The sequence below is a fragment of the Roseobacter sinensis genome, from assembly GCF_025755255.1.
In the GTDB taxonomy this organism is placed as follows: Bacteria; Pseudomonadota; Alphaproteobacteria; order Rhodobacterales; family Rhodobacteraceae; genus Roseobacter; species Roseobacter sinensis.
Map to the genome: position 1 here is coordinate 344,114 of NZ_JALIEB010000004.1, position 22,958 is coordinate 367,071.

The window sequence follows — 22,958 nt, forward strand, 5'->3', positions numbered from 1 at the left end:
TGGGTCAAAGCACGTGAACAGGGGGGCTCGTCATGGCCAATCACGAACACCTGCGCCTCGGCGTCAACATCGATCACGTCGCAACCGTGCGCAATGCACGCGGCGGCGCCTACCCGGACCCGCTGCGCGCGGCGCGGCTGGCTGAGAAGGCAGGAGCCGATGGCATTACCGCGCATTTGCGCGAAGACCGTCGCCATATCTCGGATGCGGACATCGAGGGGCTCATGGAGGTGCTGAACGTGCCTCTCAACTTCGAGATGGCCGCCACAGACGAGATGCAGAAGATCGCGCTGCGCCACAAGCCACACGCCGTTTGCATCGTACCGGAAAAGCGCGAGGAGCGGACCACGGAAGGCGGGCTCGATGTCGCACGCGACGAAAACCGGCTGGCCCATTTCATCGCACCCCTGCGCGATGCTGGCTGTCGCGTGTCGATCTTCATCGCCGCTGACAAGCGCCAGGTCGAGGCCGCGCACCGCATCGGGGCACAGGTGATCGAGCTGCATACGGGTGCGTATTGCGATGCCTATGCCGATGGCGAGCTCGACACCCACCACGAGGAGCTCGACGCCCTGCGCGAGATGGCGACCTACGCCCATTCACTGGGGTTGGAAGTGCACGCGGGCCATGGGCTGACCTATGATACCGTGATGCCGGTTGCGGCCTTCCCGGAAGTGCGTGAACTCAACATTGGCCACTTCCTCATCGGCGAGAGCATCTTCCTGGGGCTCGAACCGGCGATCAAGGAGATGCGCCGCCTGATGGACGAGGCGCGGGCATGATCACCGCACAGTTTGTCGCCATCTGGATTGCCTGGGTGCTCGCGGGCGGTTCGCCCGGCCCCGCCACCATGGGCATCGCGGGCACCGCCATGACCGCGGGCCGCGCCTCGGCGCTCGTCTTCGCGCTGGGCATCCTCGCCGGCTCCGCCGCCTGGGGCATCGCTGCCGCGCTCGGTCTCTCGGCGATCATGCTTGCCAACGCCTGGGTGTTCGAGATGATCCGCTATGCCGGTGCGCTCTACCTCGGCTGGCTGGCTCTCAAGGCGCTGCGCCGGGCCGCCAGCTCGGGCCCCGCCGCCATGGGCACGCCGTTTTCGGGCAGCGCGCGCACGCTCTTCATGAAGGGGGCCGCGATCCATATCACCAACCCCAAGGCGATCCTCAGCTGGGGCTCCATCTACGCGATCGTGGCACCCGCGGACGCCACCCCGCTGATGCTCTTTGGCTATTTCGGGTTGCTCTACGCCGGGTCCATGCTGATCTTCCTGGGCTACGCGTTGCTCTTTTCCTCTGCGGCCGTGGTGCGCGCCTACGCCCGGGCGCAGCGCTGGTTCGACCTTGTCTTCGCAGGGTTCTTCGGCTTTGCCAGCTTCAAGATCCTGACGGCCCGTCTGGAATGATCCTCGGCATCGGCACCGACCTTGCAAACATTGAGCGGATCCAGGGCACGCTCGACCGCTTTGGCGACCGCTTCCGCAACCGCGTCTTCACACAAGTCGAGCAGCGCAAGGCCGAGCGGCGCAAGGACGTGGCGGGCACTTATGCCAAACGTTGGGCGGCGAAAGAGGCCTGTTCCAAGGCGCTGGGGACCGGGCTTGCCATGGGGATCGCGTGGAAGGACATGTCGGTCAGCAACCTCTCGACCGGGCAGCCGGTCATGCATGTCACGGGCTGGGCCAGGGAGCGGCTCGATGAGATGACGCCTGAGGGGTTTGAGGCGGTGATTCACGTCACCCTGACCGATGATCACCCCTGGGCGCAGGCCTTCGTGGTGATCGAGGCGCGGCCGGTTGAGCGCTAGTGTCGTCTTTTGGGCGGCCAAGCGGCTGCTCCTTCGGGCGGCGCGGCGTCCCAGAACCAGTGCACAGCCTCGGAAGGGTCGGCGTGGCACGATCACATGGGCTTTGACGTTGAAAACAAGGGCTTTGGGTTGGTTTCGACCCAATCGGTCGCACCGGCTCGCGCAGGGTTGCGCGCAGTCGCCTTGACACCCCCCGCCCACCCCCGCATTTAGGCGCAAACCAATGAGTGGGAGCGCCCGATGGACGCCAAGGAAGAAAAGCAGCAAAACGCCTTTGTCGAGACGATCAAGACGATCGTCTACGCGCTGCTCATCGCGGGCGTCTTTCGCACCATCTTTTTCCAGCCGTTCTGGATTCCGTCGGGCTCGATGAAAGAGACCTTGCTGGTGGGGGATTTCCTCTTCGTGAACAAGATGGCCTACGGTTACTCCTATGCGTCGTGCCCCAGCCTGATCCTGCCGCGCTTCGGTATCAACATCGATGCCAAGGACATCTGCGGTGTCTTCGACGGCGACAACACGCGCTTCTTGGGCGGCGAGCCCGAGCGGGGGGATGTGGTGGTGTTCCGCCACCCGGTTTCGGGGCGCGATTACATCAAGCGCCTGATCGGCATGCCCGGTGACAGCATCCAGATGCGCGACGGGATCGTTTACATCAACGGTGAAGCGGCGCCGCAGGAGCCTGCCGGAACATTCGAAGAGATCATGGAGCCGCAGGGTCCCGAGGGCCGTCGTCCGCGCTGCGGCAATGGGCCGGTCGGCGATGGCGGTGTCTGCCAGAAGGCCCGGTTCATCGAGACCTTGCCCGGTGGCACGGAGCATATTGTCCTCGACATCAGCCCGCAGGCCTCGGACCGGACCGGTGTCTATACGGTGCCGGAGGGTCATTACTTCTTCATGGGGGACAACCGTGACAACTCCGCTGACAGCCGTCTTGCGCAGCAGGTGCAAGGCGTGGGGTTCGTGCCTTATGAGAATCTGATCGGACGCGCGGATCGGATCATGTTCTCCTCCGCGGGCCGGTCGATGCTGTTCTTCTGGACCTGGCGGGGCGACCGCTTCTTCAGGGCGGTCGAGTGAAGCTGTCAGCGGAACTGAAGTCCTTCGAGGACCGGCTCGGGCATCGGTTCAAGCGCCCGGAATTGCTGGCGCAGGCGGTGACACACGCCTCGATCTCCTCCACCAATCGCGACGACAATCAGCGGCTGGAGTTCCTTGGGGACCGGGTGCTGGGGCTCGTGATGTCAGAGGCCTTGCTAAGCCTCGACAAGGGGGCGACTGAAGGGCAATTGGCCCCGAGATTCAATGCGCTCGTCCGCAAGGAGACCTGTGCGGATGTGGCCCGCCAGATTGATCTGGGCGCTGTGCTGCGGCTTGGGCGCTCGGAGATGCTGTCGGGCGGGCGGCGCAAGCAGGCGCTTCTGGGCGACAGCATCGAGGCTGTCTTGGCAGCGGTGTATCTCGATGCGGGGTTTGATACCGCGAAGGCGCTGATCCTGCGCCTTTGGGGCGACCGTTTGCATAACGTGGAAGAGGACGCCCGCGACGCCAAGACCGCGCTGCAGGAATGGGCGCAGGCGCGTGGCCTTCAACCGCCGTCCTATGTCGAGGTGTCGCGCTCGGGCCCCGACCACGCGCCGATTTTCACCATAGCGGCCGAACTCGAGACGGGGGAGCGGCGCGAGGCAACCGCGGGCTCGAAGCGCCAGGCCGAACAGGCCGCTGCCGGTAATCTGCTGTCTGCGCTGGAGACCTCGGAATGACCACGCGGGCCGGATTTGTCGCCCTGATCGGCGAGCCGAATGCGGGTAAATCGACCCTTCTGAACCGTATGGTCGGTGCCAAGGTGTCAATCGTGACGCATAAGGTGCAAACCACCCGGGCACGCATCCGAGGGGTCGCGATGGAAGGCGAGGCGCAGATCGTTTTTGTGGACACGCCAGGCCTCTTCCGGCCGCGCCGCCGGCTTGATCGCGCCATGGTCGCCGCGGCCTGGGGCGGGGCAGCCGATGCGGACATCATCGTGTTGCTGGTCGAGGCGCAGCGTGGCTTGACCGAGGGCGTGGAGCGTATCCTAGAAGGGCTCGGTGACATCGGTGAAGGCCGTCGGGTGGCGCTGGCCATCAACAAGATCGATCGGGTGCAGTCGGAGGTTCTGCTGGGGCTGACCAAGGACTTGAATGATCGCTATCCGTTCGCCGAAACTTTCATGATCTCCGCCGAAAAGGGCCATGGCGTGGAGGCCCTGCGCGGCTGGCTGGCGGCAGAGTTGCCCGAAGGCCCGTGGCTCTACCCCGAGGATCAGATCGCCGATCTGCCCATGCGCATGATCGCCGCCGAGATGACCCGCGAGAAGCTGACGCTGCGCCTGCACCAGGAGTTGCCCTATCAGCTGACGGTCGAGACTGAGAGTTGGGAGGAGCGCAAGGACGGCTCAGCCAAGATTGACCAGTTGATCTATGTGGTGCGCGACGGGCACAAGGGCATCGTGCTGGGCCACAAAGGGGAGACGATCAAGGCAGTGTCGAAGGCCGCGCGAGAAGAACTGGAGGAGTTTCTTGGCCGCAAGGTGCATCTCTTCCTGCAGGTCAAGGTGCGGCCGAACTGGCTCGACGAAGCCGAGCGTTACGCCGAGATGGGGCTGGAGTTCAAAGATGGCAATGGCTGACCCGAAGTGGTTCTGCGCCTATGCAGGCCTGTGCTTGGGGTCGCTCGTCTTTGGACGTGCAAAGGGGTCGGCATGACCCGGCTGACGGCCCGGTTCTGGATTGACGCCTATCTGACACGGCTGCGGGGGCTCGACATCCCTGCGTTCATCGTCGCTCGTGGCGATGACGATGCGGGCAGCGTTTTGGTCAAGCTGAACCGTCTGGACGGGCAGGCGACGATCTATCATCGCAGTTACAATCTGATGGAGGATACGCGCAGCTGGTCGATCCTCGAACAGGGCAGCGAGGCGGAGGTGGATGCCTGCATTCACAGGCAACGCAAGAACGACCCGGACGTCTGGGTGATCGAGGTCGAGGACCGGCAGGGCCGACACATGCTGGATCAGCCCGGCTTCGCATGATCGAGTGGCGCGACCAGGGGATCCTACTGAGCACCCGGCGCCATGGAGAGACGTCGGCCATCATTGAAGTCTTTACGCCCGAGCACGGGCGGCACGCGGGGGTTGTTCGGGGCGGGACAAGTCGTCGGATCGCGCCTGTGCTGCAGCCCGGTGCGCAGCTTGACGTGACCTGGCGGGCGCGGCTGGAAGATCATATCGGCAGTTTCCAGGTGGAGCCTGTGCGCAGCCGCGCCGCAGCCGCCCTCGGCGATCGTCTTTCGCTTGCGGGGTTGAACGCGGTCGTGGCCCTTCTGAGCTTTTCCCTGCCCGAACGAGAACCGCACCCGCGCCTCTATCACCGCAGCGAGCAGTTGCTCGATCTGCTGGACCAGCCAGACCTCTGGCCACTGGCCTATCTGAGGTGGGAGCTTGGGCTTCTGGAGGAGATGGGGTACGCGCTTCAGCTCGATACCTGCGCGGTGACGGGCCAGACGGAGGACCTTGCCTTTGTGTCGCCGCGATCAGGCCGCGCCGTCTCGCGCGGAGCCGCGGGCGACTGGGCGGATCGGCTGCTGCCGCTGCCGGATGTGCTGCGCGGCGAAGGCTCCGGGGCGGATGCCGAGATCTCAGAAGCGCTTCGCACGACAGGGCATTTCCTGACCGCTCACTTGGCCGCTGATCTCGGTACCGCGCCGCTGCCCGACGCACGAGCGCGCTTCGTCGATGTGCTCACTCGGCGGCTGTGAAGATCATCTGACGCCCCTCTGGTGTCGATAGGATCAGCGTATCGCCCAGCACCTCCGAGAGGGTCATCGCGGCAAGTGCCGTCAGATAAGCGCTTTCCTCCTGCAAGTGCGGGCAAGCCAGCCGCGCGGTCACCAGCTCCCTCGCCTCGAACCACGGGTAGGGCGCGCTCATGCGCCCGCTGAAGCTGTTGCAGGGGGCCTGACCCGACATCCGCCCGGGTTCCGGAAACCGCAGATTGGCGCTGTAGGAGGTTGCCGCACCATCCAATTCGACAAGCCGCCAGGTTTTGTTCGCCGCACCGTAGGCGGTCAGCGTCTCGTCCCGCCGGCAGGCCGAAAGACCGACGCAAGCGATCAGGACGGCCAGTATCCACATCCGCGTCATTTCAGGGCGAGTACGAGGTCGATCATCGTATCGAAGGCCTGCGCAGGTTTGGTCTTGCTGTGCAGTTGCGGCAAACCGATCAGTGCGGCGAGACAGCTTTGCGCAAAGGCGGGATTGCGGACGCCCAACTGCGCCAGGATGTTGACGAGATAGGTGAGCCGTTCCGTGTCCACATCCGTCATTGCCTGCGCCACCATCGATGTGGTTTGAGCCCAGGCACGAAACGCCGGATCCTGCTTGTCGGCGAGGAACTGCTTGCCGAAGCTGCGTAGCCGTTTTTCGGCATTGCCGCTCTTGGACAGCGCTTCGGCGATGTCTGACAGCGCCCGCGATTGCCAGTCCTTCACGACGGCTTCGTGCAGGGCCGGAACATCCTTGAAATGCCAGTAGAATGAACCCTTTGTGGCCCCGAGTTCGCGGGCCAGCGGCTCCGCCGCAAGGGCGGGCGGGCCATTTTCGACGAGCGCCGTGAGGGCTGCGTCGATCCACTTTTGACGGGTGAGTCGCTGTGTTGCCATGGGTCAGCCATACGCAGGTGGCTGTGATGCTGCAAGTGCGAAGCGACCACACGGCGTGGAACGGCGTTTGCCTTCTGATTGGGGCCCGGTTTTCGCGCGGATGCCCGCCGTCGGCCCCCCGTGCGCGGCGTCAGGCGAGCAGACGCCGCGCGATAACCTGGGCCTGAATCTCCGCAGCACCTTCGAAGATGTTGAGGATTCGCGCGTCGCAAAGCACGCGGCTGATCTTGTACTCCAGCGCGAAGCCGTTGCCGCCGTGAATCTGGAGCCCGTTGTCGGCGGCAGCCCAGGCCACACGAGCCCCGAGTAACTTGGCCATTCCGGCCTCGACGTCGCAGCGGCGACCTTCGTCCTTCTCGAATGCAGAGAAATAGGTGAGTTGCCGCGCGATGGTCAGCTCGACCGCCATCATCGCCAGCTTGCCCGAAACACGCGGGAAGGCGATGAGCGGTTTGCCGAACTGTTTGCGGTCCTGCGCATATTGCATCGAGATGTCGAGGGCGGACTGACCGACGCCAACAGCGCGCGCGGCGGTCTGGATGCGGGCGCTCTCGAAGGTCTCCATCAATTGTTTGAAGCCCTTGCCCTCTTCGCCGCCGAGCAGGTTCTCGCCCTTGACGTGGAAGTTGTCGAAGGCGAGCTCGTATTCCTTCATGCCGCGATAGCCCAGGACCTCGATCTCGCCGCCAGTCATACCTTCGGTGGGGAAGGGGGCCTCATCGGTGCCAGGCGTCTTCTCTGCGAGGAACATCGACAGACCCCTGTAGTCGGTCGTCTCGGGATCGGTTCGCGCGAGCAAGGTCATCACATGGGTGCGCGCGGCATGGGTGATCCACGTCTTGTTGCCTGTGATGCGGTAGTCATCGCCGTCCTTGACCGCGCGGGTGCGCAGGCTCCCGAGGTCGGAGCCGGTGTTCGGCTCGGTGAAGACCGCCGTGGGCAGGGTTTCCGCGCTGGCGAGCTGCGGCAGCCATTTCTCTTTCTGCGCCTCGGTGCCGCCCGCGAGGATCAGCTCCGCCGCGATCTCTGACCGGGTGCCGAGCGAGCCGACGCCGATGTATCCGCGCGACAGCTCTTCGGAGACAACGCACATGGACGCCTTGGAGAGACCAAAGCCGCCGTATTCTTCCGGGATCGTGAGTCCGAAGACACCCATTTCCGCGAGCTCTTCGATCACCTCCAGGGGGATCAGATCATCGTTCAGATGCCAGTCGTGGGCGAAGGGCTCGACTTTCTCGACCGCGTAGCGCCGGAACTGTTCCCGGATCATCTCCAGTTCATCATCCAGGCCCGAGGCACCGGTGATGATGTCGGCGGAGTGCTCCTGCATCAGCTCGACCAGTCGCGTGCGGGCGGCTTGGGTGTTGCCGCGCTGCGTCAGCGTCATGATCGCCGGCTCCATCATCGCGCGCATGTCGGACTGGTCCAACCCCAGATCCTGAAGCCGCAGCATTTCGCCCTGATTCATTTGGAGGCCGCCGTAGAGCTGCCAGAGGTATTCGCCAAACGCGATCTGCTGGATGAGCTGCTCGGTCTCGCCAAAGGAGCCGCTCGCGGAGAGACGCTCGGCCCAGGTCTGCATCTGCCGCAGAGCCTGGACGTAGGTCGCGATCCAGGCCAAACCGTGGGCCGCGGTCTGGTGCTGTTCGACCAGCGCGCCTGAGATGCGACCGTCCTCGCTTACCTGCGACGTCACGCGCGCCGTCGCGGTCTCTAGCAGCGCATCGAGCGGCGGCAGAGCAGCGGCGGTAAGGCTCAGCAGATCGTCCAGGATCACGGTGTCCTGCGTCGGAGGGGTCTGTCCATCATGCGGCATGTCAGCATCCTTCATCGGTTGGGGACGATGTAAGTCTTTCGCAGTTGCAGCGCAACATAAATGCGGGATGATGCGTCAATTTGGACGAAAATTTCGCGACGTTTTTTGCGGTGTTGCGTGGTTGATCTGGAAACACTCTGTTTCTTAGGGGCAACTTGCAACCCTCACACGAAAAAGCGCCGCTTGCGCGGCGCTGATCAGTCACAAACTCACTAAAGATTCTTGATTGATACAGGGCGCATCGGAAGGCAGGCGAAACTGCCTGCCGATGCGCCAATGACCAGGGGCTCAGCCCTGACGCGCTACCGTCACGCCCGAAACATCTTCGATGAAGGTTACGATGCGTGTCTTGATTGTGTCGTCGCGGATGGCAGCCAGGGCCGTGACGATCTCGAGGCTTGGGTCTCGGCGCTCGGATTTTTCAACCTCCGCATCAAGACCTTCGAAGAAATAAGACGTAGGAACGTCAAGAATTCGCGACAACTCGTAAAGTCTGCTGGCCGCGATTCGATTCGATCCGATTTCGTATTTCTGGATCTGCTGGAACGACAGGTCCAGTTTGCGAGCGACATCTGTCTGCGACAGGCGGCGCATCGTACGAATCTGCTTCAATTTACGACCAACGTGAACATCGACTGGATGGGACATAACTATTTAACACCTCTGGTTGTGACTGTTCACACTCTTTCCGGGAATCACCGAATCGTTCAATTGAGTACCTTTTTCATTTTTTTGATTAAAAATGTTCTGGTGATGGGTGAAAAATGTTGCATTACTGGGTGATTTATTTACCATCCATGCTATGAACCGAATGGTGGACCCGTCAGATACGTCGGAAGCGATCAAGAAGACCGCTGATTCTCATGGCTTGTTGCATGAGATGATCCGGTCGTTCACGACGCTGGCGCGGACGCTCAACCTCAGTCACGCGGTCAAGGAGCTTGGCAGCACGCGGCAAACGGTGCGTCGGCACATCGCCCAGCTGGAGGAGGCGAAGGGCGAGGCGCTTTTCACCGTTGAGGACCGTCAGTACCAGTTGACCGAGGCGGGTGAGCGTGCATTGCCCGAAGCGCAGGGCATTCTGGCGCGCGGCAACGCCTGGCTGAACAGCAACGTCAGCCATGTGCATGGGCTGCAGCTCTTCAGTTCGGTTCTGCCCGACGGGTGGTGCTTCTGGCAGCAGCAGCATTCCCTGGGGCGCGTTTGGGATTCTCCGTCCTGTTTGCAGCGCGAGACGCTGCGCAGTTGGGCCATGGCCGGGGGCGATATCGAATCGCCACATATGGAGCACGTGCGTCCTTATCTCATCGTCTATCGCCATACGATCGCAGGCTGGATCTGCGTGGAGTTCGGCGAAGAATCGTTTTTTGTTAAGTGGTTCGGTTGGGCCAAGGCGCGCAGCAGCGTCGGCCGGTCGCTGGGGCGCATGCCCGGTGGCGACGACTTCGCGCGGATGCTGGATGAGCCCTTCCACGAGGTTCAAACCACGCAGAGTCTGCGCTTGGACCATGTTTTCACACTGGTTCCGTCCGAGGCGGATGGGACCCTCAAACCTGTCAACTATCAACGTCTAATGCTTGGGGGGCGATTCCCTGACGGCAGTCTGGCGCTCTATTCCTTGGTCGAGCCTTCGTCCGATATTGAGATATTTGGGCTCGATCATGGCAAGATTGTGCAGCCTTCTGCCGATATTATGGTAAATTTCGATCCTGCTGACGCAAAGTTCGAGCGTTAAGCACTTATTTAGTCTAACCTTTGCATGGGGATGCTCGTGCAAAGGAGTTTTGGCATGTCTTTTCAAAGTTTGAATGCGGGGACACAATTCGTGGCGACAAGTCGCGATATTCTGCACCAAAACCGCATTTCTGTCACGATTGGGTCAAATTTTCTCAAGTATCGAGCCTTGTTGAGCGCCGAGCGGCCGCAGCAGGGCCTCGGCGCACCCTTCGATCCCGATGTGCACGACCTGAACGACAAGAACGCCTTTTGGCTGATCGCGCGCGACGCTGACGGCCTGCTGATGCACACGCAAGCCTCCCGCTTGATCGATCTGCGGCAAAAGACCCTGGGCGGCTACATGCTCAAGCGGTTCCGCGACTTTCCCCCGGCGATCCCCGACCTCGACCTGCGGCGCTCGCGGTTTCGGGCCAGCCCCGGGGCCAACCGCATCACCGGGCGCGTGGTCTACCACGGCGAAGTCTGGATGGGCGATACCGGGCCGTACCGCGGCACCGGGCTGTCCACGGTGCTCGCGCGATACGGCATCCACGAGGCGATGTGCCGTTGGAACCCCGATCATATCTTCGGCTTCATGGCGCGCACGGTGGCGTTCAAGGGGTTTGCCGAGCGCATGGGCTACATGCACAACGAACCGGGTGCGCTACGGTGGTTCCGCAAAGGCTCCGACAGGCCGCTGGAGGGGTTTCTGAGCTACCTCACCAACGAAGACACGCGGTACCTGCTTGAAATGCCCATAATCGACGTGGTGGACGTTCCGGAGCCGTCGAAGAAAGCCGCCTGATCACCGGGAGCGTGGCGGCGATCAGCTGATCGCCGCAGCTTTGACGTCGTCGTCGATAAACGGCAGGTATTGCTCGAAGTTGTCCGAGAACATCTTCACCAGCTTCGCGGCCTGACGATCGTAGGCCTCTGCATCATCCCAGGTGCGGCGCGGGTCGAGCAGGATGGTCGGCACGCCTTTGACATCCACCGGCACATCGAAGCCGAAATTCGGGTCCTTCCGGAAGGTCGCATCCGCCAGGGAGCCGTCAAGCGCCGCGGTCAGCAGCCCGCGTGTCGCCTTGATCGGCATGCGCGAGCCGGTGCCATAGGCCCCCCCCGTCCAGCCCGTGTTCACCAGCCAGCAGGTTGCGCCATGGGTCGCGATTTTCTCCCGCAGCAAGTTGCCGTAGACCTCGGGGCGGCGCGGCATGAAGGGCGCGCCGAAGCAGGTCGAGAACGTCGGCTCGGGCTCGGTCACGCCACGCTCGGTGCCCGCCACCTTCGAGGTGAAGCCTGAGAGAAAGTGATACATCGCCTGCGCCGGCGTCAGTCGCGAGATGGGCGGCAGCACGCCAAAAGCGTCGCAGGTCAGCATGATGATGTTCTTCGGATGCCCGCCCCGCGCCGAGGCGGAGGCATTCGAGATGTAGTGCAGCGGGTAGGCGCAGCGCATGTTTGCGGTCAGGCTGTCGTCCTCAAAGTCGAGCTCTCGCGTCTCCTCGTTGTAGATCATATTCTCGATGACTGTGCCGAACTTCTCGGTCGTGGCATAGATCTCGGGCTCGGCATCGGGGCTGAGGCTGATGGTCTTGGCATAGCAGCCGCCTTCGAAGTTGAACGTGCCGGTGTCGGACCAGCCATGCTCGTCATCGCCGATCAGCATACGCGCCGGATCGGCCGAGAGCGTTGTCTTGCCGGTTCCCGACAGGCCGAAGAACACGGCGGTGTCGACCGGATTGCCCGTCGCGTGGTTGGCCGAGCAGTGCATTGGCATAACGCCCTTCTCGGGCAGCAGGTAATTCAGCAGCGTGAAGACAGATTTCTTGTTCTCGCCTGCATACTCCGTCCCGCCGATCAGGATCAGCTTCTTGTCGAAATTCATGGCGATCACGGTTGCCGAACGGCAGCTGTGCCGGGCCGGATCGGCCTGGAAGCTCGGGCAGTTGATGACGGTGAAATCCGCGATGAAGTCGTCCAGATCCTCCCGGTCAGGGCGGCGGAGCATATGGCGGATGAAGAGCCCGTGCCAGGCGAGCTCGGTAATCATGCGAACGTTGATCGCATGTTTCGGATCTGCGCCACCCGTGAGATCCTGCACGAAATAGTCGCGGCCCTCCATATGCTTGAGCATATCGCCATGAAGAGCGTCGAAGCCCTCGGGCGACATGGCGGCGTTGTTTTCCCACCAGATCGTGTCGGCGACGCTTTCGGTCTTGACCACATGCTTGTCCTTTGGAGAGCGCCCTGTGAACTTCCCTGTGGCCACGAGGAACGCGCCGCCTTTGCCCAAGCGCCCTTCGCCACGCGCGAGCGCCTGTTCGATCAGGTCCGGTTCGATCAGGTTGTAATAGACGGCCCCGACCCCCTTGATCCCTTGATCCTCGAGCGTGAAATCCGGGTTCACCCGTCCATGTGTCATCCGTCGTTCTCCTATTTCAACGCCGCGCGCACGGGCGCAGAGGCCTCATAACATGACGTTTTTGTTGTTGAACAGGCGCCTGCGCGCAGTTAGCGCCACCATTTCAAACTTTGTCTCCGAAGGGTTCGGTGTGCGTGGATTTGCGCGGAGATCTTGGCCAAAAGGCGGCGGGAATACGCATCAGTTCAGTCATTCGTAATCAAATTATGGCTCAACTGTCGGGGTGCGCACTGCTGATTCGCGCGTGAGTATCGATATCGAAGGGCCAAGAGAAGGCGAAGGGCCTCGCCATCAAACGATCGGGCAGTACAAGGAAACGGGTCATGTCAAAAATTGCACTGGTGGATGACGACCGGAACATTCTGACATCGGTGTCGATGACGCTCGAAGCCGAAGGCTTCGAGGTCGAGACGTATAACGACGGGCAAGCCGCGTTGGATGCGTTCAACAAGAAGCTGCCGGATATGGCGGTGCTGGATATCAAGATGCCGCGGATGGATGGGATGGATCTGCTGCAGCGCCTGCGTCAGAAAACGGCAATGCCGGTGATTTTCCTGACCTCCAAGGACGATGAGATTGACGAGGTGCTCGGTCTGCGGATGGGCGCAGACGACTACGTCAAGAAGCCGTTCTCGCAGCGCCTCCTGGTCGAGCGTATTCGTGCTCTTCTGCGGCGACAGGATGCCGTCGCGGGCGATGTGACCTCAGACGGTGAAGAGACCAAGGTGATGGAGCGGGGCGATCTGCGCATGGATCCGCTGCGTCACGCGGTGAGTTGGAAGGGCAAGGACGTGTCTCTGACGGTGACCGAGTTCCTGCTGTTGCAGGCTCTGGCGCAGCGTCCCGGCTTCGTCAAGTCGCGCGACCAGCTGATGGACGTCGCCTATGACGACCAAGTTTACGTGGACGATCGGACCATCGACAGCCATATCAAGCGCCTTCGCAAGAAGATGCGCACGGCCGATGAAGAGTTTTCGGCAATTGAGACCCTCTATGGGATCGGCTACAGATACAACGAAGACTAATCGTTGAGATGGCCCTGGCCGATAGGACCTTTGTGCGCGATATTACGCCTCCGCCCAATAGCGACGGCGACGTCGCTCTGGGCGAAGACGGGGTCGCGCACGACAGCACTGCAGACACGGAAGCGCCTGCCCCCCGCGAACGCCGCGGGTTGATGTCTCTGCGCGCGTCGCCGATTACCAGAAAGATCATCACATTCAATGTCATAGCGCTCTGCGTGCTTGTGACCGGGATCCTGAATCTCAATTCTTCCCGCGACAGCCTTGCGCTACAGCGCGCAACGTCGCTCTTGTCCGAAGCCGAGCTGATTGCCGATGTGATCGAAGCGCAGCTTCCCGCTACGGCGCCTGTGAGTCTCGCCGCTGGCGAGGGGCCCGATGTTGCGGCGACACTCGCGGGTCTCGATCTGCGCAACGGCGTTGAAGTCTTTATCTATGACCGCTCCGAACGTCTCATCGCCAACATCGAAGGTCAGCTTCCGACCCGACAGTCCGACGGTGGGTTCGGGGACAAGACCTACCTGACCGATGGTCTGAGCTGGCTCTGGTCAACCGTATCCATCCCTTTTTCGGAGCCGCGCGCGGTCGACCCGACACCCCTGAGCGAAAAGCTCAAACCGATGATCGGAGATGGTCTCACCGAGGGGACGCAAATCCGCAACGAGTTGGACATCGCAGGTGGCAAGCTCTTCACTGTCATCACACCGGTTGTGCAGAATGGGGAAGCCATCGGTGTCGTTGCGGTCGCAACCGCGGCCGGAGAAATTGACCACCTTGTCCGGATCGGCCACGAGCGTGTTTTGCAGATGTTCGTTATCGCCATTCTTGTCTCGGTCGGTCTGAGCCTCGTGCTGGCTTCGACCATCGCCACCCCCCTCGCCGAACTCTCTGCCGCTGCGGAGCTCGGACGGGACAGGAATGCGCGCAAGATGAACTCCGGTCGGATCCGCATCCCGGATCTGACGGCGCGACCGGACGAGATCGGGCGATTGAGCAGCGCGCTGCGCGGTATGATATCTGCGCTTTACAACCGGATCGACGGGAACGAACAATTCGCCGCAGATGTTGCTCATGAGATCAAGAATCCCCTCGCGTCGCTGCGCTCCGCCGTGGGAACGCTGCGGATGGTGACGCGCGAGGATCAGCGTGAAAAGCTGCTCGACGTGATCGACCACGACGTCCGACGTCTCGACCGGCTTGTCAGCGACATCTCGAATGCGTCCAGGCTGGACAGCGAGCTGGTGAAAGAGGAAGAAGAGCCTTTCAATGTGCTGACGACCTTGACCAATCTCAGCCAATATCTCGGCGAGGAGGCCCGCGCGAAGGGTATCGAGTTCATCACGGATCTGCCAAAGACGCCGATCACCGTGCATGGGCTTGAGGCGCGGCTCGCGCAGGTTTTCGTCAATCTGATCACCAACGCGATTTCCTTTTGTGAAGATGGTGATGCCATCCGCATCTGGGCGCGCAAGAAGGACAATCGCGTGCTGATCGTGGTCGAAGACACCGGCCCCGGTATTCCGGATCAGGCCTTGTCGAAGATTTTCAAGCGTTTTTACTCGCAACGGCCGGACGAGCATTTCGGTAACAACTCAGGCCTCGGGCTGGCGATCTCGAAGCAGATTGTCGAGGCGCATGGCGGTGTCATCTGGGCGGAGAACATTCGGCCAACCGAGGCCGACATCACCTCCGACCCGCTGGGCGCGCGATTTGTGGTTGGCCTGCCGATTTGAGTGATGATGGGGGCACGCCGAGGGTTGCGCGGGGCCGGAGAACATGATCCTGCATGCGAGCACGGTGGCCCATAACGGACGTGCAGCTCTGATCATCGGTGCAGCAGGTCAGGGGAAATCCTCGCTCGCTCTGCAATTGATGGCGTTTGGCGCCGAACTCGTGGCCGACGACCGCACCCAGGTCACCCGAGAAGGCAGTGCGCTCTGGGCGAGCGCACCAGACGCAATTGCGGGTCTGATCGAGGCGCGAGGCGTTGGCCTGCTGAATGCCGACTTCGCTCCGCGAGCAGAGCTTTGCCTGGTGATTGACATGGATCATCTCGAAAATGACCGGCTGCCCCCAGTGCGTGAACATAAGATCGCCGGGATAGCGCTGCCCTGTCTTCACAAAGTGGACAGCCCCGGTTTCCCCGCGGCCGTTTTGCAATATCTAAAGGCGGGCAGAAGAGACCCGTCATGACCGACCCCGAACCCACGGCACGCAGGATCGTATTTGTCACCGGACCTTCGGGCGCGGGCCGGTCGAGTGCGCTGAACGTGCTGGAAGATGCAGGGTTCGAGGCGGTCGACAATCTGCCGCTTCGATTACTGCCTGCCCTGCTGGACGGGCCGCATTCGGATCGTCCTCTGGCGCTGGGAATCGATCCGCGCAACCGGGATTTCTCGACGAATGCGATCATCGACCTTCTCGGGCGCCTGACCGGCGTGTCGGGATTGGCGCCCGAACTGCTGTACCTGGATTGCAGCACCGATGTGCTGCTCCGGCGGTTTTCGGAAACGCGCCGCCGGCATCCGCTGGCGCCGGACGACCGACCCTCCGAAGGAATAATCCGGGAACTCGACATGCTTGGGCCCCTGCGCGCCCGCGCAGACGTGCTGATCGACACCACCGATCTGAACGTCCACCAACTGCGGGCCGAAGTCGAACATTGGTTCGCTCCGGGTGGTCAGCGGCGGCTGACGGTTTCGGTTCAGTCGTTCTCGTACAAGCGAGGCCTGCCCCGCAGCGTCGACATGGTGTTCGACTGCCGCTTTCTGTCGAACCCCTACTGGGTGCCCGATCTGCGCAATCTGGATGGTACGTCGCAGCCTGTCGCTGACCATGTCACAGCCGATCCGCGCTTCGCCGACTTCGAGCAGCAGGTGCTGTCTCTCAGCCTGCTCCTGCTGCCCGCTTATCGCGATGAGGGAAAGTCGTATCTGTCAATCGCCTTTGGGTGTACCGGTGGCAAGCATCGCTCCGTCGTGATGGCCGAAAGGCATGCTTTGCGCCTTGCGGAGGCGGGCTGGCAAGTGTCTATAAGACACCGCGAGTTGGACCTGCGCAAAAAAGAAGAGGCTTGAGCCTGGTGATCGGTATCGTGATTGTGGCCCATGGTGGGTTGGCCAAAGAGTATCTGGCTGCCGTTGAACATGTGGTTGGCACACAGCCGGGGATCCGGGCGATTTCGATCGAGGCAGACCACGACCGGACCGCCAAGGAGCGCGAGATCTGCGAGGCTGCCGACGCGGTCGACACCGGTGGTGGCGTGGTGGTCGTGACCGACCTCTATGGCGGATCGCCGTCGAACCTCAGCCTTCTGGCCTGCCGGCCCGGCAACCGCCGGATCGTTTATGGTGCAAATCTGCCGATGCTGATCAAACTGGCGAAAAGCCGTCAGAAACCGGTTCCGGACGCGGTGCGATTGGCGCTTGAGGCCGGAAAAAAGTATATCGACAGCCAAAACGTCAGCCCGGAACAGGACAGCTGAAATACCCATGACTGAATGCAGACTTGAAATCGTGAACGAGAAGGGGCTGCACGCCCGCGCGTCGGCCAAATTGGTCGAGGTTGTGGAGGGGTTCGATGCATGTGTCGAGGTTTTGAAAGACGGGCAATCCGCCTCCGGTGACAGTATCATGGGACTTTTGATGTTGGCAGCGTCCAAGGGAAGCTTTATTGACATACGGACTTCGGGGCCAGACGCGGACGCGCTCGCCGAGGCGCTGACGGTTCTTGTGGCCGACAAATTCGGCGAAGGTCAGTAGAAAAACGAAGCGGCCAGAGAGCTGCAGAACGGGATAACAGGTCTTGGTAGAGAGCTCACAAGACATTGACGTACCCACAGGCGTCGCAAAGCCGGTCAATTTCACCAAATATGACCGTCGCAGCCTTTCCTACGCCTCGACCTTCGAAGATCCCTGGAAGTCAACGGCGATCAGGATCATCGAGGCTCTGACCGGCAAGCTCACCATCCTGCGCCTGGTCCGGGAGTTCGAGCGGCGTGGCGCGCCACAGGGTCAGGCCTTCTGGCGAGCGGCTCTGGACGTGATGGGCATCGACCTGCTGACCCCCGAGCATCAGCTTGCTCGCATTCCGAAGACTGGCCCGGTGATCGTGGTCTCGAACCACCCGCATGGGATGGTCGATGGGATGATCTTTGCGGATCTAATCGGGCGCGTGCGGCCCGACTATCGTATCCTCACGCGCTCTCTGCTGACCGTCATCGACGAGGTCGCGGGGTCTTACATGATCCCGGTGCCCTTCCCGCACGACCCCGCCGCGCAGCGCAAGGGGGTCGAGATGCGCGCCAAGGCCATGCAGCACCTCAAGGACGGCGGCGTGGTTGCGCTCTTTCCGTCCGGCGGTGTTGCGGCGTCGGAGACGTTCTTCGGCCCGGCTGTCGAGGGCGAATGGAATGTCTTTACCGCGAAGCTCATCCGCCGCTCTGGCGCCACCGTGCTGCCGATCAAGTTTCCGGGCCAAAACTCCCGCGCCTACCAGATCGCCAACAAGCTCTCGCCGATCCTGCGGCAGGGGTTGCTGCTGCACGAGATTGTGCATTCGCTGAACAAGTCACAGGCCCCGATTGTCGGCCACCCGCTCGATCAGGACGATTTGCGCAAATGGGATGATGACCCACGCGGCTTCATGGCCTGGCTGCGGGACCACACGCTGTCTCTCACCGATTAGGTCTCAGCGCGTCGGAACCGGGTTCTCGCCGCGGTAGTCGTAAAAGCCCCGCTGCGTCTTGCGGCCCAGCCAGCCCGCCTCGACATACTTCGTGAGCAGCGGGCAGGGGCGGTATTTTGTATCTGCCAATCCGTCGTGCAGCACGTTCATGATGGCAAGACAGGTGTCGAGCCCGATGAAGTCCGCAAGCTCCAGCGGCCCCATCGGGTGGTTCGCCCCCAGCTTCATGGAGCTGTCGATAGATTGCACGCTGCCGACGCCCTCGTAAAGCGTATAGACGGCCTCGTTGATCATCGGCATCAGGATACGGTTCACGATGAAGGCCGGGAAGTCCTCGGCCGAGGCGGCTGTCTTGCCCAGCCGATCCACGACCTGCTTGCAGGCGGCATAGGTGGCTTCGTCCGTCGCGATCCCGCGGATCAGCTCCACCAGCTGCATGACGGGCACAGGGTTCATGAAGTGGAAGCCCATGAATTTCTCGGGTCGGTCGGTCCGGCTCGCGAGCCGGGTGATCGAGATGGAGGAGGTGTTCGATGTGAGGATCGTATGTGGCTGCAGATGGGGAACCAGGTCTTCGAAAATCGCCTGCTTTACGGATTCCCGTTCCGTCGCCGCTTCGATGATCAGATCGGTCTGGCCAAGGTCGGTCAGCGTCTGTGTGGTCTTGATCCGCGCCAGCGCCGCCTCCTGATCGGCGTCAGTGATCTTCCCGCGGCTGACCTGCCGCGCCATGTTCTTCGACATCAGCTCGACTGCGGCGCTCAGCGCGTCTTCGCTGATGTCATTCAGCAGCACGTCGTACCCCGCAAGCGACATCACATGCGCGATCCCGTTGCCCATCTGCCCCGCGCCCACAATCCCGATTGCCTTGATGTCCATCGGCCGCCCCTTTTCGATTTGAGGCACCTTAGGGTGCCGCATGGGGCCGCCGCAAGGCCATCCGGTGTTTAAAATACGGGACAAAATGAAGGTTTAAGGGAATCTAAGGACCCGCAAGGCAAACTCCATATCGGGTGAGTTTAACAAGGTGGGTTCTATGACCTATGAGGTACTGGGGGCGGGGGCCCTCGACTACATGCCGTGCCGGTATGGCACGTCAAAGCTGCTGTTCCGGGGGCCCGAGCGGCGGCTCGATGCGCCCTATGTCGCATTCCTCGGCGGCACCGCAACCTACGGAAAATTCATAAAGACTCCCTATCCAGCGCTGGTCGAGAGTGGCCTGGGCGTAAATTGCGTCAACTTCGGGATCGCAAACGCCGGCATCGACGTGTTGCTGAATGACGCCGTTCTGAAAGACGCCTGCTGTCGGGCCGAGGTGACGGTGGTTCAGATCTTTGGCGCGCAGAACCTGTCGAATCGCTTCTACACCGTGCACCCGCGCCGCAACGACCGCTTCGTGAAGGCGTCCTCGCTGCTGCACTCGATCTATCCCGAAGTCGACTTTGCTGAATTCCACTTCAACAAGCACATGCTCAGCCGGCTCTACAATGTGTCGGCCGAGCGGTTTGCCGCGGTTCGCAACGAGGTTCAGACCGCATGGCTGGCCCGGATGAAGCTGCTGTTGCGGAAGATCAACGGCAAGGCGGTGCTGGTCTGGTTTGCCGATCACGCGCCCCTGCCGGAGGTCGACGACACCATTGACCCCGCAACCGGCAAGTCACCCCTGTTCGTCACCCGTGAGATGCTGAACGATCTCATGCCCGAGGTGGCGGCCTACGCGGAAGTGGTCGTCACGCCCGAGGCCATGGCCGCGGGGACCGAGGGTATGGTGTTCAGCCAGTTGGAGGCGATGGCCGCGGCCGAGATGCTGGGCCCCAAAGCGCATGGCGAACTGGCGCAGGCTCTGGGCCCGGTCCTGCAGGATCTGGTATGAGAAGGGGCCGCGCTCGACGACGCACGGCCCCTGTCAAAATGCGGTGTCTTCCGCTGCTCAGAGCTTCTCTATCAACTCCGGCACGGCGGTGAAGAGATCTGCCACAAGCCCATAGTCGGCCACCTGAAAGATGGGCGCCTCTTCGTCCTTGTTGATCGCAACGATGATCTTGCTGTCCTTCATCCCCGCGAGGTGCTGGATCGCGCCAGAGATCCCGACGGCCACATAGAGATCGGGTGCCACAACCTTCCCGGTCTGACCCACCTGCCAGTCGTTGGGCGCATAGCCCGAGTCGACCGCGGCGCGCGACGCGCCAACGGCTGCGCCCAGCTTGTCGGCGAGCTTCTCGATGAGCGCGAAGTCATCCTCCGACCCCACACCGCGCCCGCCGGACACGACGACACCCGCCGAGGTGAGCTCGGGCCGGTCGCTTTCGGCAACCTTGTCCTCGACCCATTCGCTGAGGCCGGGGTTGTCTGCTGCCGAGATGGTCTCGATCGGGGCCGCCGCGCCTTCGCCCGCCGCATCGAAGGTCGATGTCCGGAAGGTCACGACTTTCTTGGCGTCAGCGGATTTCACCGTCTGGACGGCGTTGCCCGCATAGATCGGGCGCTCGAAAGTGTTGCCGTCGACCACGCCGGAGGCATCGGAAATCACCATCACATCCAGCAGAGCCGCGACCCGCGGCATGACGTTCTTGGCATCTGTCGTGGCCGGTGCGACGATGTGCTCATAGTCTCCGGAGAGCGAGACGATCAGAGCTGCCGTGGACTCCGCCAGTCGGTGCCCCAGCATCGCATCTTCCGCGACCAGAACCTTGCTGACGCCGTCGATCTTGGCAGCCGCTTCGCCCGCCGCAGCGGCAGAACCGCCTGCAGCCAGCACGGTCACATCACCGAGCATCTTGGCCGCGGTCACGGCCTTGGAGGTGGCGTCCATCGACAGCTCACCATCGGTTACTTCGGCAAGGAGTAGAACAGCCATTACACAGCCCCCGCTTCTTTGAGTTTCGACACAAGCTCATCGACCGAGCCCACCTTGATACCTGCGGCGCGCGCCTCCGGCTCAACGGTCTTCACGATTTCCAGACGCGGGGTCACATCGACGCCATAATCCGCTGCGGTCTTTTCATCCAAAGGCTTCTTCTTCGCCTTCATGATGTTCGGCAGCGAGGCATAGCGCGGTTCGTTGAGGCGCAGGTCCACGGTGATCACGGTGGGCATCGACACTTTGATCGTTTGCAGCCCCCCGTCGACTTCGCGGGTGACAACCGCCTTGTCGCCTTCGATGGCGATATCGGATGCGAATGTCGCCTGGCTCCACCCCATCAGTGCGGCGAGCATCTGGCCGGTGGCGTTCATGTCGTTGTCGATGGCCTGCTTTCCGCAGAGCACGAGGCCCGGCTGCTCTTCGTCGACAACGGCCTTGAGAATCTTCGCCACACTGAGCGGTTCGATGTCCTGATGCACGTCGTCGGCGGCCACAACAAGAATGGCCCGGTCTGCGCCCATCGCCAGCGCTGTGCGCAGGGTTTCCTGGCTCTGTTTCACGCCGATGGAAACCACGACAACTTCATCCGCTTGCCCGGCTTCCTTCAGGCGGATGGCCTGCTCGACGGAAATCTCGTCAAACGGGTTCATCGACATTTTCACATTGGCAAGATCAACCCCCGATCCGTCCGCTTTCACGCGCACCTTCACGTTGTAGTCGATCACGCGTTTGACAGGCACAAGAACCTTCATGGGCGCATCTCTCCTTGGATAAGCGACTCACACTCCCCGTGAGCCTTTCGTTGTCTGAGCGGTGGTTTACCCAAGCTGGGGCGCATGAAACAGTGTAAAATCGTCACGCCGGTGCGCAGGAACGCCGCGTTTTCTTTGATTTTCACCGATCAGAGCAAAAATTTCCGATCGTCCGCGCCATGGGTGCGAAATAGAACCGGGCGGTCATGTGGTCGAAAAACGCGGCGGTGAACCGGGGTTCGGACACATCCACCGGATGCGCCGCCGCTTTCAGCGGTTCGCGCCCGCCGTGCCGTGCCGGGGCTCCGCCCGTCCGGTCGCCGACACATCCACTGGATGCGCCGCCGCTTTCAGCGGTTTGCGCCCGGAACCCACAACACGTCGTCTTTTCCGCCGTTGTTGGCCATGCGGGCCGCCACGAAGAACCAATCACTCAAGCGATTGAGGTATTTCACCGCCGCGGGGTTGATCGCTTCCATCGTGGCGAGTTCAACGCAGAGCCTCTCGGCCCGGCGCGAGACAGTGCGGCAGACGTGCAGATGCGCGGCGAGCGCGGATCCACCCGGCAGGATGAAGCTGCGCAGCGGGTCGAGTTCGGCATTCATCACATCGATCTCGCTCTCCAGACGCGAGACCTGCGCGTCCACCATGCGCAACGGCGGGTATTCGGCCTCGGCGTCCTGTTCCATATCGGGGCGGCAGAGATCGGCACCGAGATCGAAGAGATCGTTCTGGATACGGCTGAGCGCTTCGTCCACGGCCCCAGTGGCCTCGAGCCGGGCCACACCCACGAAGGAGTTCAACTCGTCCGATGTGCCGTAGGCCGAGACACGCACCGCATGTTTCGCGACCCGCGCGCCATTGCCCAAGGCGGTCTCACCCGCATCGCCGGTCTTGGTGTAGATCTTGTTCAGGACGACCATAAGGCTCAGCTCCCCGTTTGCCGCAGGTAGACATAGATGACGATCAGCACGACCGCTACGAACTGTGCCGCGATCCGGTAGCGCATCAGCTTGTTGGAATTCTTCTTGTTGAAGTCGCCGCCGCCCGCAAATCCGCCCAGGCCAAGCATCAGCACCACGACGACAGCGACACAAGCGAGAATGATCAAGACGAGTAAGGGGTCACCCACGGCATGTTCCTTTTCTTTGTCAGCCGCACATGTAGGGGCATAGGC

General features: G+C 62.0%; 28 protein-coding genes. 18 read left to right on the forward strand and 10 right to left on the reverse strand.

What is annotated here, in order from left to right; all coding sequences use genetic code 11:
* The first annotated feature begins 32 nt into the window (after positions 1 to 32).
* The 8 genes from MUB52_RS09040 to recO all read left to right on the forward strand — a co-directional run bounded on the left by MUB52_RS09040 (position 33) and on the right by recO (position 5,598).
* Positions 33 to 782: a pyridoxine 5'-phosphate synthase gene (locus MUB52_RS09040; protein WP_263843881.1), complete on the forward strand. Its 750-nt coding sequence runs from the start codon at positions 33 to 35 to the stop codon at positions 780 to 782.
* The gene (locus tag MUB52_RS09045; protein ID WP_263843882.1) at positions 779 to 1,402 is read left to right on the forward strand and encodes a LysE family translocator; all 624 of its coding nucleotides are present in this window, start codon (positions 779 to 781) and stop codon (positions 1,400 to 1,402) included. The genes MUB52_RS09040 and MUB52_RS09045 overlap by 4 nt, the downstream gene beginning before the upstream one ends.
* Positions 1,399 to 1,803 (forward strand): holo-ACP synthase, encoded by a 405-nt coding sequence (gene acpS, locus MUB52_RS09050; protein ID WP_263843883.1) that lies wholly within the window; start codon positions 1,399 to 1,401, stop codon positions 1,801 to 1,803. Before MUB52_RS09045 ends, acpS begins: the two co-directional genes overlap by 4 nt.
* Positions 1,804 to 2,043: 240 nt before the next feature.
* On the forward strand, positions 2,044 to 2,883 hold the full coding sequence (gene lepB / locus MUB52_RS09055) for a signal peptidase I (protein WP_263843884.1): 840 nt from the start codon (positions 2,044 to 2,046) through the stop codon (positions 2,881 to 2,883).
* Positions 2,880 to 3,566 carry a ribonuclease III gene (gene rnc, locus MUB52_RS09060; protein WP_263843885.1) on the forward strand — a complete coding sequence of 229 codons (687 nt, stop codon included), beginning with the start codon at positions 2,880 to 2,882 and terminating at the stop codon, positions 3,564 to 3,566. Before lepB ends, rnc begins: the two co-directional genes overlap by 4 nt.
* A complete protein-coding gene (era, locus tag MUB52_RS09065; RefSeq protein ID WP_263843886.1) occupies positions 3,563 to 4,471 on the forward strand; it encodes a GTPase Era in 909 nt (302 codons plus the stop codon). The genes rnc and era overlap by 4 nt, the downstream gene beginning before the upstream one ends.
* Before the next feature lie 72 nt (positions 4,472 to 4,543).
* Complete coding sequence (locus MUB52_RS09070) at positions 4,544 to 4,873, forward strand: DUF1491 family protein (protein ID WP_263843887.1); 330 nt, start codon at positions 4,544 to 4,546, stop codon at positions 4,871 to 4,873.
* Positions 4,873 to 5,598: a DNA repair protein RecO gene (recO, locus tag MUB52_RS09075; RefSeq protein WP_263843930.1), complete on the forward strand. Its 726-nt coding sequence runs from the start codon at positions 4,873 to 4,875 to the stop codon at positions 5,596 to 5,598. The genes MUB52_RS09070 and recO overlap by 1 nt, the downstream gene beginning before the upstream one ends.
* Here the strand turns inward: recO and MUB52_RS09080 are convergent.
* From MUB52_RS09080 to MUB52_RS09095, 4 genes are all read right to left on the reverse strand, one after another.
* On the reverse strand, positions 5,582 to 5,974 hold the full coding sequence (locus tag MUB52_RS09080) for an META domain-containing protein (protein ID WP_263843888.1): 393 nt from the start codon (positions 5,972 to 5,974) through the stop codon (positions 5,582 to 5,584). The two genes, recO and MUB52_RS09080, sit on opposite strands and share 17 nt — an antisense overlap.
* A gap of 5 nt (positions 5,975 to 5,979) precedes the next feature.
* Positions 5,980 to 6,501 (reverse strand): TetR/AcrR family transcriptional regulator, encoded by a 522-nt coding sequence (locus MUB52_RS09085; RefSeq protein ID WP_263843889.1) that lies wholly within the window; start codon positions 6,499 to 6,501, stop codon positions 5,980 to 5,982.
* Between the two features lie 130 nt (positions 6,502 to 6,631).
* Positions 6,632 to 8,317, reverse strand: coding sequence for an acyl-CoA dehydrogenase family protein (locus MUB52_RS09090; protein ID WP_263843890.1), 1,686 nt, complete (start codon positions 8,315 to 8,317; stop codon positions 6,632 to 6,634).
* Between the two features lie 288 nt (positions 8,318 to 8,605).
* Positions 8,606 to 8,965 (reverse strand): helix-turn-helix domain-containing protein, encoded by a 360-nt coding sequence (locus tag MUB52_RS09095; RefSeq protein ID WP_263843891.1) that lies wholly within the window; start codon positions 8,963 to 8,965, stop codon positions 8,606 to 8,608.
* Between the two features lie 109 nt (positions 8,966 to 9,074).
* Between MUB52_RS09095 and MUB52_RS09100 the strand changes: the two genes are divergently transcribed.
* Both MUB52_RS09100 and MUB52_RS09105 read left to right on the forward strand, forming a co-directional pair.
* On the forward strand, positions 9,075 to 10,052 hold the full coding sequence (locus MUB52_RS09100; protein ID WP_263843892.1) for a LysR family transcriptional regulator: 978 nt from the start codon (positions 9,075 to 9,077) through the stop codon (positions 10,050 to 10,052).
* Positions 10,053 to 10,106: 54 nt separating this feature from the next.
* A complete protein-coding gene (locus MUB52_RS09105) occupies positions 10,107 to 10,838 on the forward strand; it encodes a hypothetical protein (protein ID WP_263843893.1) in 732 nt (243 codons plus the stop codon).
* Positions 10,839 to 10,859: 21 nt separating this feature from the next.
* Here the strand turns inward: MUB52_RS09105 and MUB52_RS09110 are convergent, their stop codons facing one another.
* Positions 10,860 to 12,458: a phosphoenolpyruvate carboxykinase gene (locus MUB52_RS09110; protein ID WP_263843894.1), complete on the reverse strand. Its 1,599-nt coding sequence runs from the start codon at positions 12,456 to 12,458 to the stop codon at positions 10,860 to 10,862.
* A gap of 323 nt (positions 12,459 to 12,781) precedes the next feature.
* Here MUB52_RS09110 and MUB52_RS09115 point away from each other — a divergent pair, with 323 nt between their 5' ends.
* Genes MUB52_RS09115 through MUB52_RS09145 form a run of 7 tightly spaced genes read left to right on the forward strand, consistent with a single transcriptional unit; the run spans position 12,782 to position 18,166 of the window.
* Positions 12,782 to 13,483, forward strand: a complete 702-nt coding sequence (locus MUB52_RS09115; protein ID WP_263843895.1) for a response regulator transcription factor — start codon at positions 12,782 to 12,784, stop codon at positions 13,481 to 13,483.
* Between the two features lie 8 nt (positions 13,484 to 13,491).
* The gene (locus tag MUB52_RS09120) at positions 13,492 to 15,213 is read left to right on the forward strand and encodes a sensor histidine kinase (protein WP_263843896.1); all 1,722 of its coding nucleotides are present in this window, start codon (positions 13,492 to 13,494) and stop codon (positions 15,211 to 15,213) included.
* Positions 15,214 to 15,256: 43 nt separating this feature from the next.
* Positions 15,257 to 15,673 carry an HPr kinase/phosphorylase gene (locus tag MUB52_RS09125; protein WP_263843897.1) on the forward strand — a complete coding sequence of 139 codons (417 nt, stop codon included), beginning with the start codon at positions 15,257 to 15,259 and terminating at the stop codon, positions 15,671 to 15,673.
* Complete coding sequence (gene rapZ / locus MUB52_RS09130; protein WP_263843898.1) at positions 15,670 to 16,557, forward strand: RNase adapter RapZ; 888 nt, start codon at positions 15,670 to 15,672, stop codon at positions 16,555 to 16,557. Before MUB52_RS09125 ends, rapZ begins: the two co-directional genes overlap by 4 nt.
* 5 nt (positions 16,558 to 16,562) lie before the next feature.
* Positions 16,563 to 16,964, forward strand: coding sequence for a PTS sugar transporter subunit IIA (locus tag MUB52_RS09135; RefSeq protein ID WP_263843931.1), 402 nt, complete (start codon positions 16,563 to 16,565; stop codon positions 16,962 to 16,964).
* A 7-nt stretch (positions 16,965 to 16,971) separates the two neighbouring features.
* Positions 16,972 to 17,241 (forward strand): HPr family phosphocarrier protein, encoded by a 270-nt coding sequence (locus MUB52_RS09140; protein WP_263843899.1) that lies wholly within the window; start codon positions 16,972 to 16,974, stop codon positions 17,239 to 17,241.
* Between the two features lie 43 nt (positions 17,242 to 17,284).
* On the forward strand, positions 17,285 to 18,166 hold the full coding sequence (locus MUB52_RS09145) for a lysophospholipid acyltransferase family protein (protein ID WP_263843900.1): 882 nt from the start codon (positions 17,285 to 17,287) through the stop codon (positions 18,164 to 18,166).
* Positions 18,167 to 18,169: 3 nt separating this feature from the next.
* Here MUB52_RS09145 and MUB52_RS09150 read toward each other — a convergent pair whose 3' ends face one another.
* Entirely contained in the window at positions 18,170 to 19,045 is an 876-nt protein-coding gene (locus MUB52_RS09150; RefSeq protein WP_263843901.1) for a 3-hydroxybutyryl-CoA dehydrogenase, read from the reverse strand.
* A gap of 157 nt (positions 19,046 to 19,202) precedes the next feature.
* On the opposite strand from MUB52_RS09150, the gene MUB52_RS09155 reads away from it, so the two are divergent.
* On the forward strand, positions 19,203 to 20,039 hold the full coding sequence (locus tag MUB52_RS09155; protein ID WP_263843902.1) for a DUF6473 family protein: 837 nt from the start codon (positions 19,203 to 19,205) through the stop codon (positions 20,037 to 20,039).
* A gap of 57 nt (positions 20,040 to 20,096) precedes the next feature.
* Here the strand turns inward: MUB52_RS09155 and MUB52_RS09160 are convergent, their stop codons facing one another.
* The 4 genes from MUB52_RS09160 to MUB52_RS09175 all read right to left on the reverse strand — a co-directional run bounded on the left by MUB52_RS09160 (position 20,097) and on the right by MUB52_RS09175 (position 22,913).
* Positions 20,097 to 21,023 carry an electron transfer flavoprotein subunit alpha/FixB family protein gene (locus MUB52_RS09160; RefSeq protein ID WP_263843903.1) on the reverse strand — a complete coding sequence of 309 codons (927 nt, stop codon included), beginning with the start codon at positions 21,021 to 21,023 and terminating at the stop codon, positions 20,097 to 20,099.
* A complete protein-coding gene (locus tag MUB52_RS09165; RefSeq protein ID WP_263843904.1) occupies positions 21,023 to 21,781 on the reverse strand; it encodes an electron transfer flavoprotein subunit beta/FixA family protein in 759 nt (252 codons plus the stop codon). The genes MUB52_RS09160 and MUB52_RS09165 overlap by 1 nt, the downstream gene beginning before the upstream one ends.
* A 350-nt stretch (positions 21,782 to 22,131) precedes the next feature.
* Positions 22,132 to 22,704: a cob(I)yrinic acid a,c-diamide adenosyltransferase gene (locus tag MUB52_RS09170; RefSeq protein ID WP_263843905.1), complete on the reverse strand. Its 573-nt coding sequence runs from the start codon at positions 22,702 to 22,704 to the stop codon at positions 22,132 to 22,134.
* A 5-nt stretch (positions 22,705 to 22,709) separates the two neighbouring features.
* Complete coding sequence (locus tag MUB52_RS09175) at positions 22,710 to 22,913, reverse strand: twin transmembrane helix small protein (protein ID WP_263843906.1); 204 nt, start codon at positions 22,911 to 22,913, stop codon at positions 22,710 to 22,712.
* Positions 22,914 to 22,958 lie beyond the last annotated feature (45 nt).

Bases quoted from the DNA above. Each gene is read 5' to 3' on its own strand.
- MUB52_RS09040 (WP_263843881.1), top strand. From the start codon at position 33: ATGGCCAATCACGAACACCTGCGCCTCGGCGTCAACATCGATCACGTC.
- MUB52_RS09155 (WP_263843902.1), top strand. From the start codon at position 19,203: ATGACCTATGAGGTACTGGGGGCGGGGGCCCTCGACTACATGCCGTGC.
- MUB52_RS09080 (WP_263843888.1), bottom strand. From the start codon at position 5,974: ATGTGGATACTGGCCGTCCTGATCGCTTGCGTCGGTCTTTCGGCCTGC.
- MUB52_RS09120 (WP_263843896.1), top strand. From the start codon at position 13,492: ATGGCCCTGGCCGATAGGACCTTTGTGCGCGATATTACGCCTCCGCCC.
- MUB52_RS09085 (WP_263843889.1), bottom strand. From the start codon at position 6,501: ATGGCAACACAGCGACTCACCCGTCAAAAGTGGATCGACGCAGCCCTC.
- MUB52_RS09070 (WP_263843887.1), top strand. From the start codon at position 4,544: ATGACCCGGCTGACGGCCCGGTTCTGGATTGACGCCTATCTGACACGG.
- MUB52_RS09170 (WP_263843905.1), bottom strand. From the start codon at position 22,704: ATGGTCGTCCTGAACAAGATCTACACCAAGACCGGCGATGCGGGTGAG.
- MUB52_RS09045 (WP_263843882.1), top strand. From the start codon at position 779: ATGATCACCGCACAGTTTGTCGCCATCTGGATTGCCTGGGTGCTCGCG.
- MUB52_RS09150 (WP_263843901.1), bottom strand. From the start codon at position 19,045: ATGGACATCAAGGCAATCGGGATTGTGGGCGCGGGGCAGATGGGCAAC.
- rapZ (WP_263843898.1), top strand. From the start codon at position 15,670: ATGACCGACCCCGAACCCACGGCACGCAGGATCGTATTTGTCACCGGA.
- MUB52_RS09095 (WP_263843891.1), bottom strand. From the start codon at position 8,965: ATGTCCCATCCAGTCGATGTTCACGTTGGTCGTAAATTGAAGCAGATT.
- MUB52_RS09090 (WP_263843890.1), bottom strand. From the start codon at position 8,317: ATGCCGCATGATGGACAGACCCCTCCGACGCAGGACACCGTGATCCTG.
- lepB (WP_263843884.1), top strand. From the start codon at position 2,044: ATGGACGCCAAGGAAGAAAAGCAGCAAAACGCCTTTGTCGAGACGATC.
- MUB52_RS09140 (WP_263843899.1), top strand. From the start codon at position 16,972: ATGACTGAATGCAGACTTGAAATCGTGAACGAGAAGGGGCTGCACGCC.
- era (WP_263843886.1), top strand. From the start codon at position 3,563: ATGACCACGCGGGCCGGATTTGTCGCCCTGATCGGCGAGCCGAATGCG.
- MUB52_RS09105 (WP_263843893.1), top strand. From the start codon at position 10,107: ATGTCTTTTCAAAGTTTGAATGCGGGGACACAATTCGTGGCGACAAGT.
- MUB52_RS09165 (WP_263843904.1), bottom strand. From the start codon at position 21,781: ATGAAGGTTCTTGTGCCTGTCAAACGCGTGATCGACTACAACGTGAAG.
- acpS (WP_263843883.1), top strand. From the start codon at position 1,399: ATGATCCTCGGCATCGGCACCGACCTTGCAAACATTGAGCGGATCCAG.
- MUB52_RS09160 (WP_263843903.1), bottom strand. From the start codon at position 21,023: ATGGCTGTTCTACTCCTTGCCGAAGTAACCGATGGTGAGCTGTCGATG.
- MUB52_RS09115 (WP_263843895.1), top strand. From the start codon at position 12,782: ATGTCAAAAATTGCACTGGTGGATGACGACCGGAACATTCTGACATCG.
- MUB52_RS09125 (WP_263843897.1), top strand. From the start codon at position 15,257: ATGATCCTGCATGCGAGCACGGTGGCCCATAACGGACGTGCAGCTCTG.
- MUB52_RS09110 (WP_263843894.1), bottom strand. From the start codon at position 12,458: ATGACACATGGACGGGTGAACCCGGATTTCACGCTCGAGGATCAAGGG.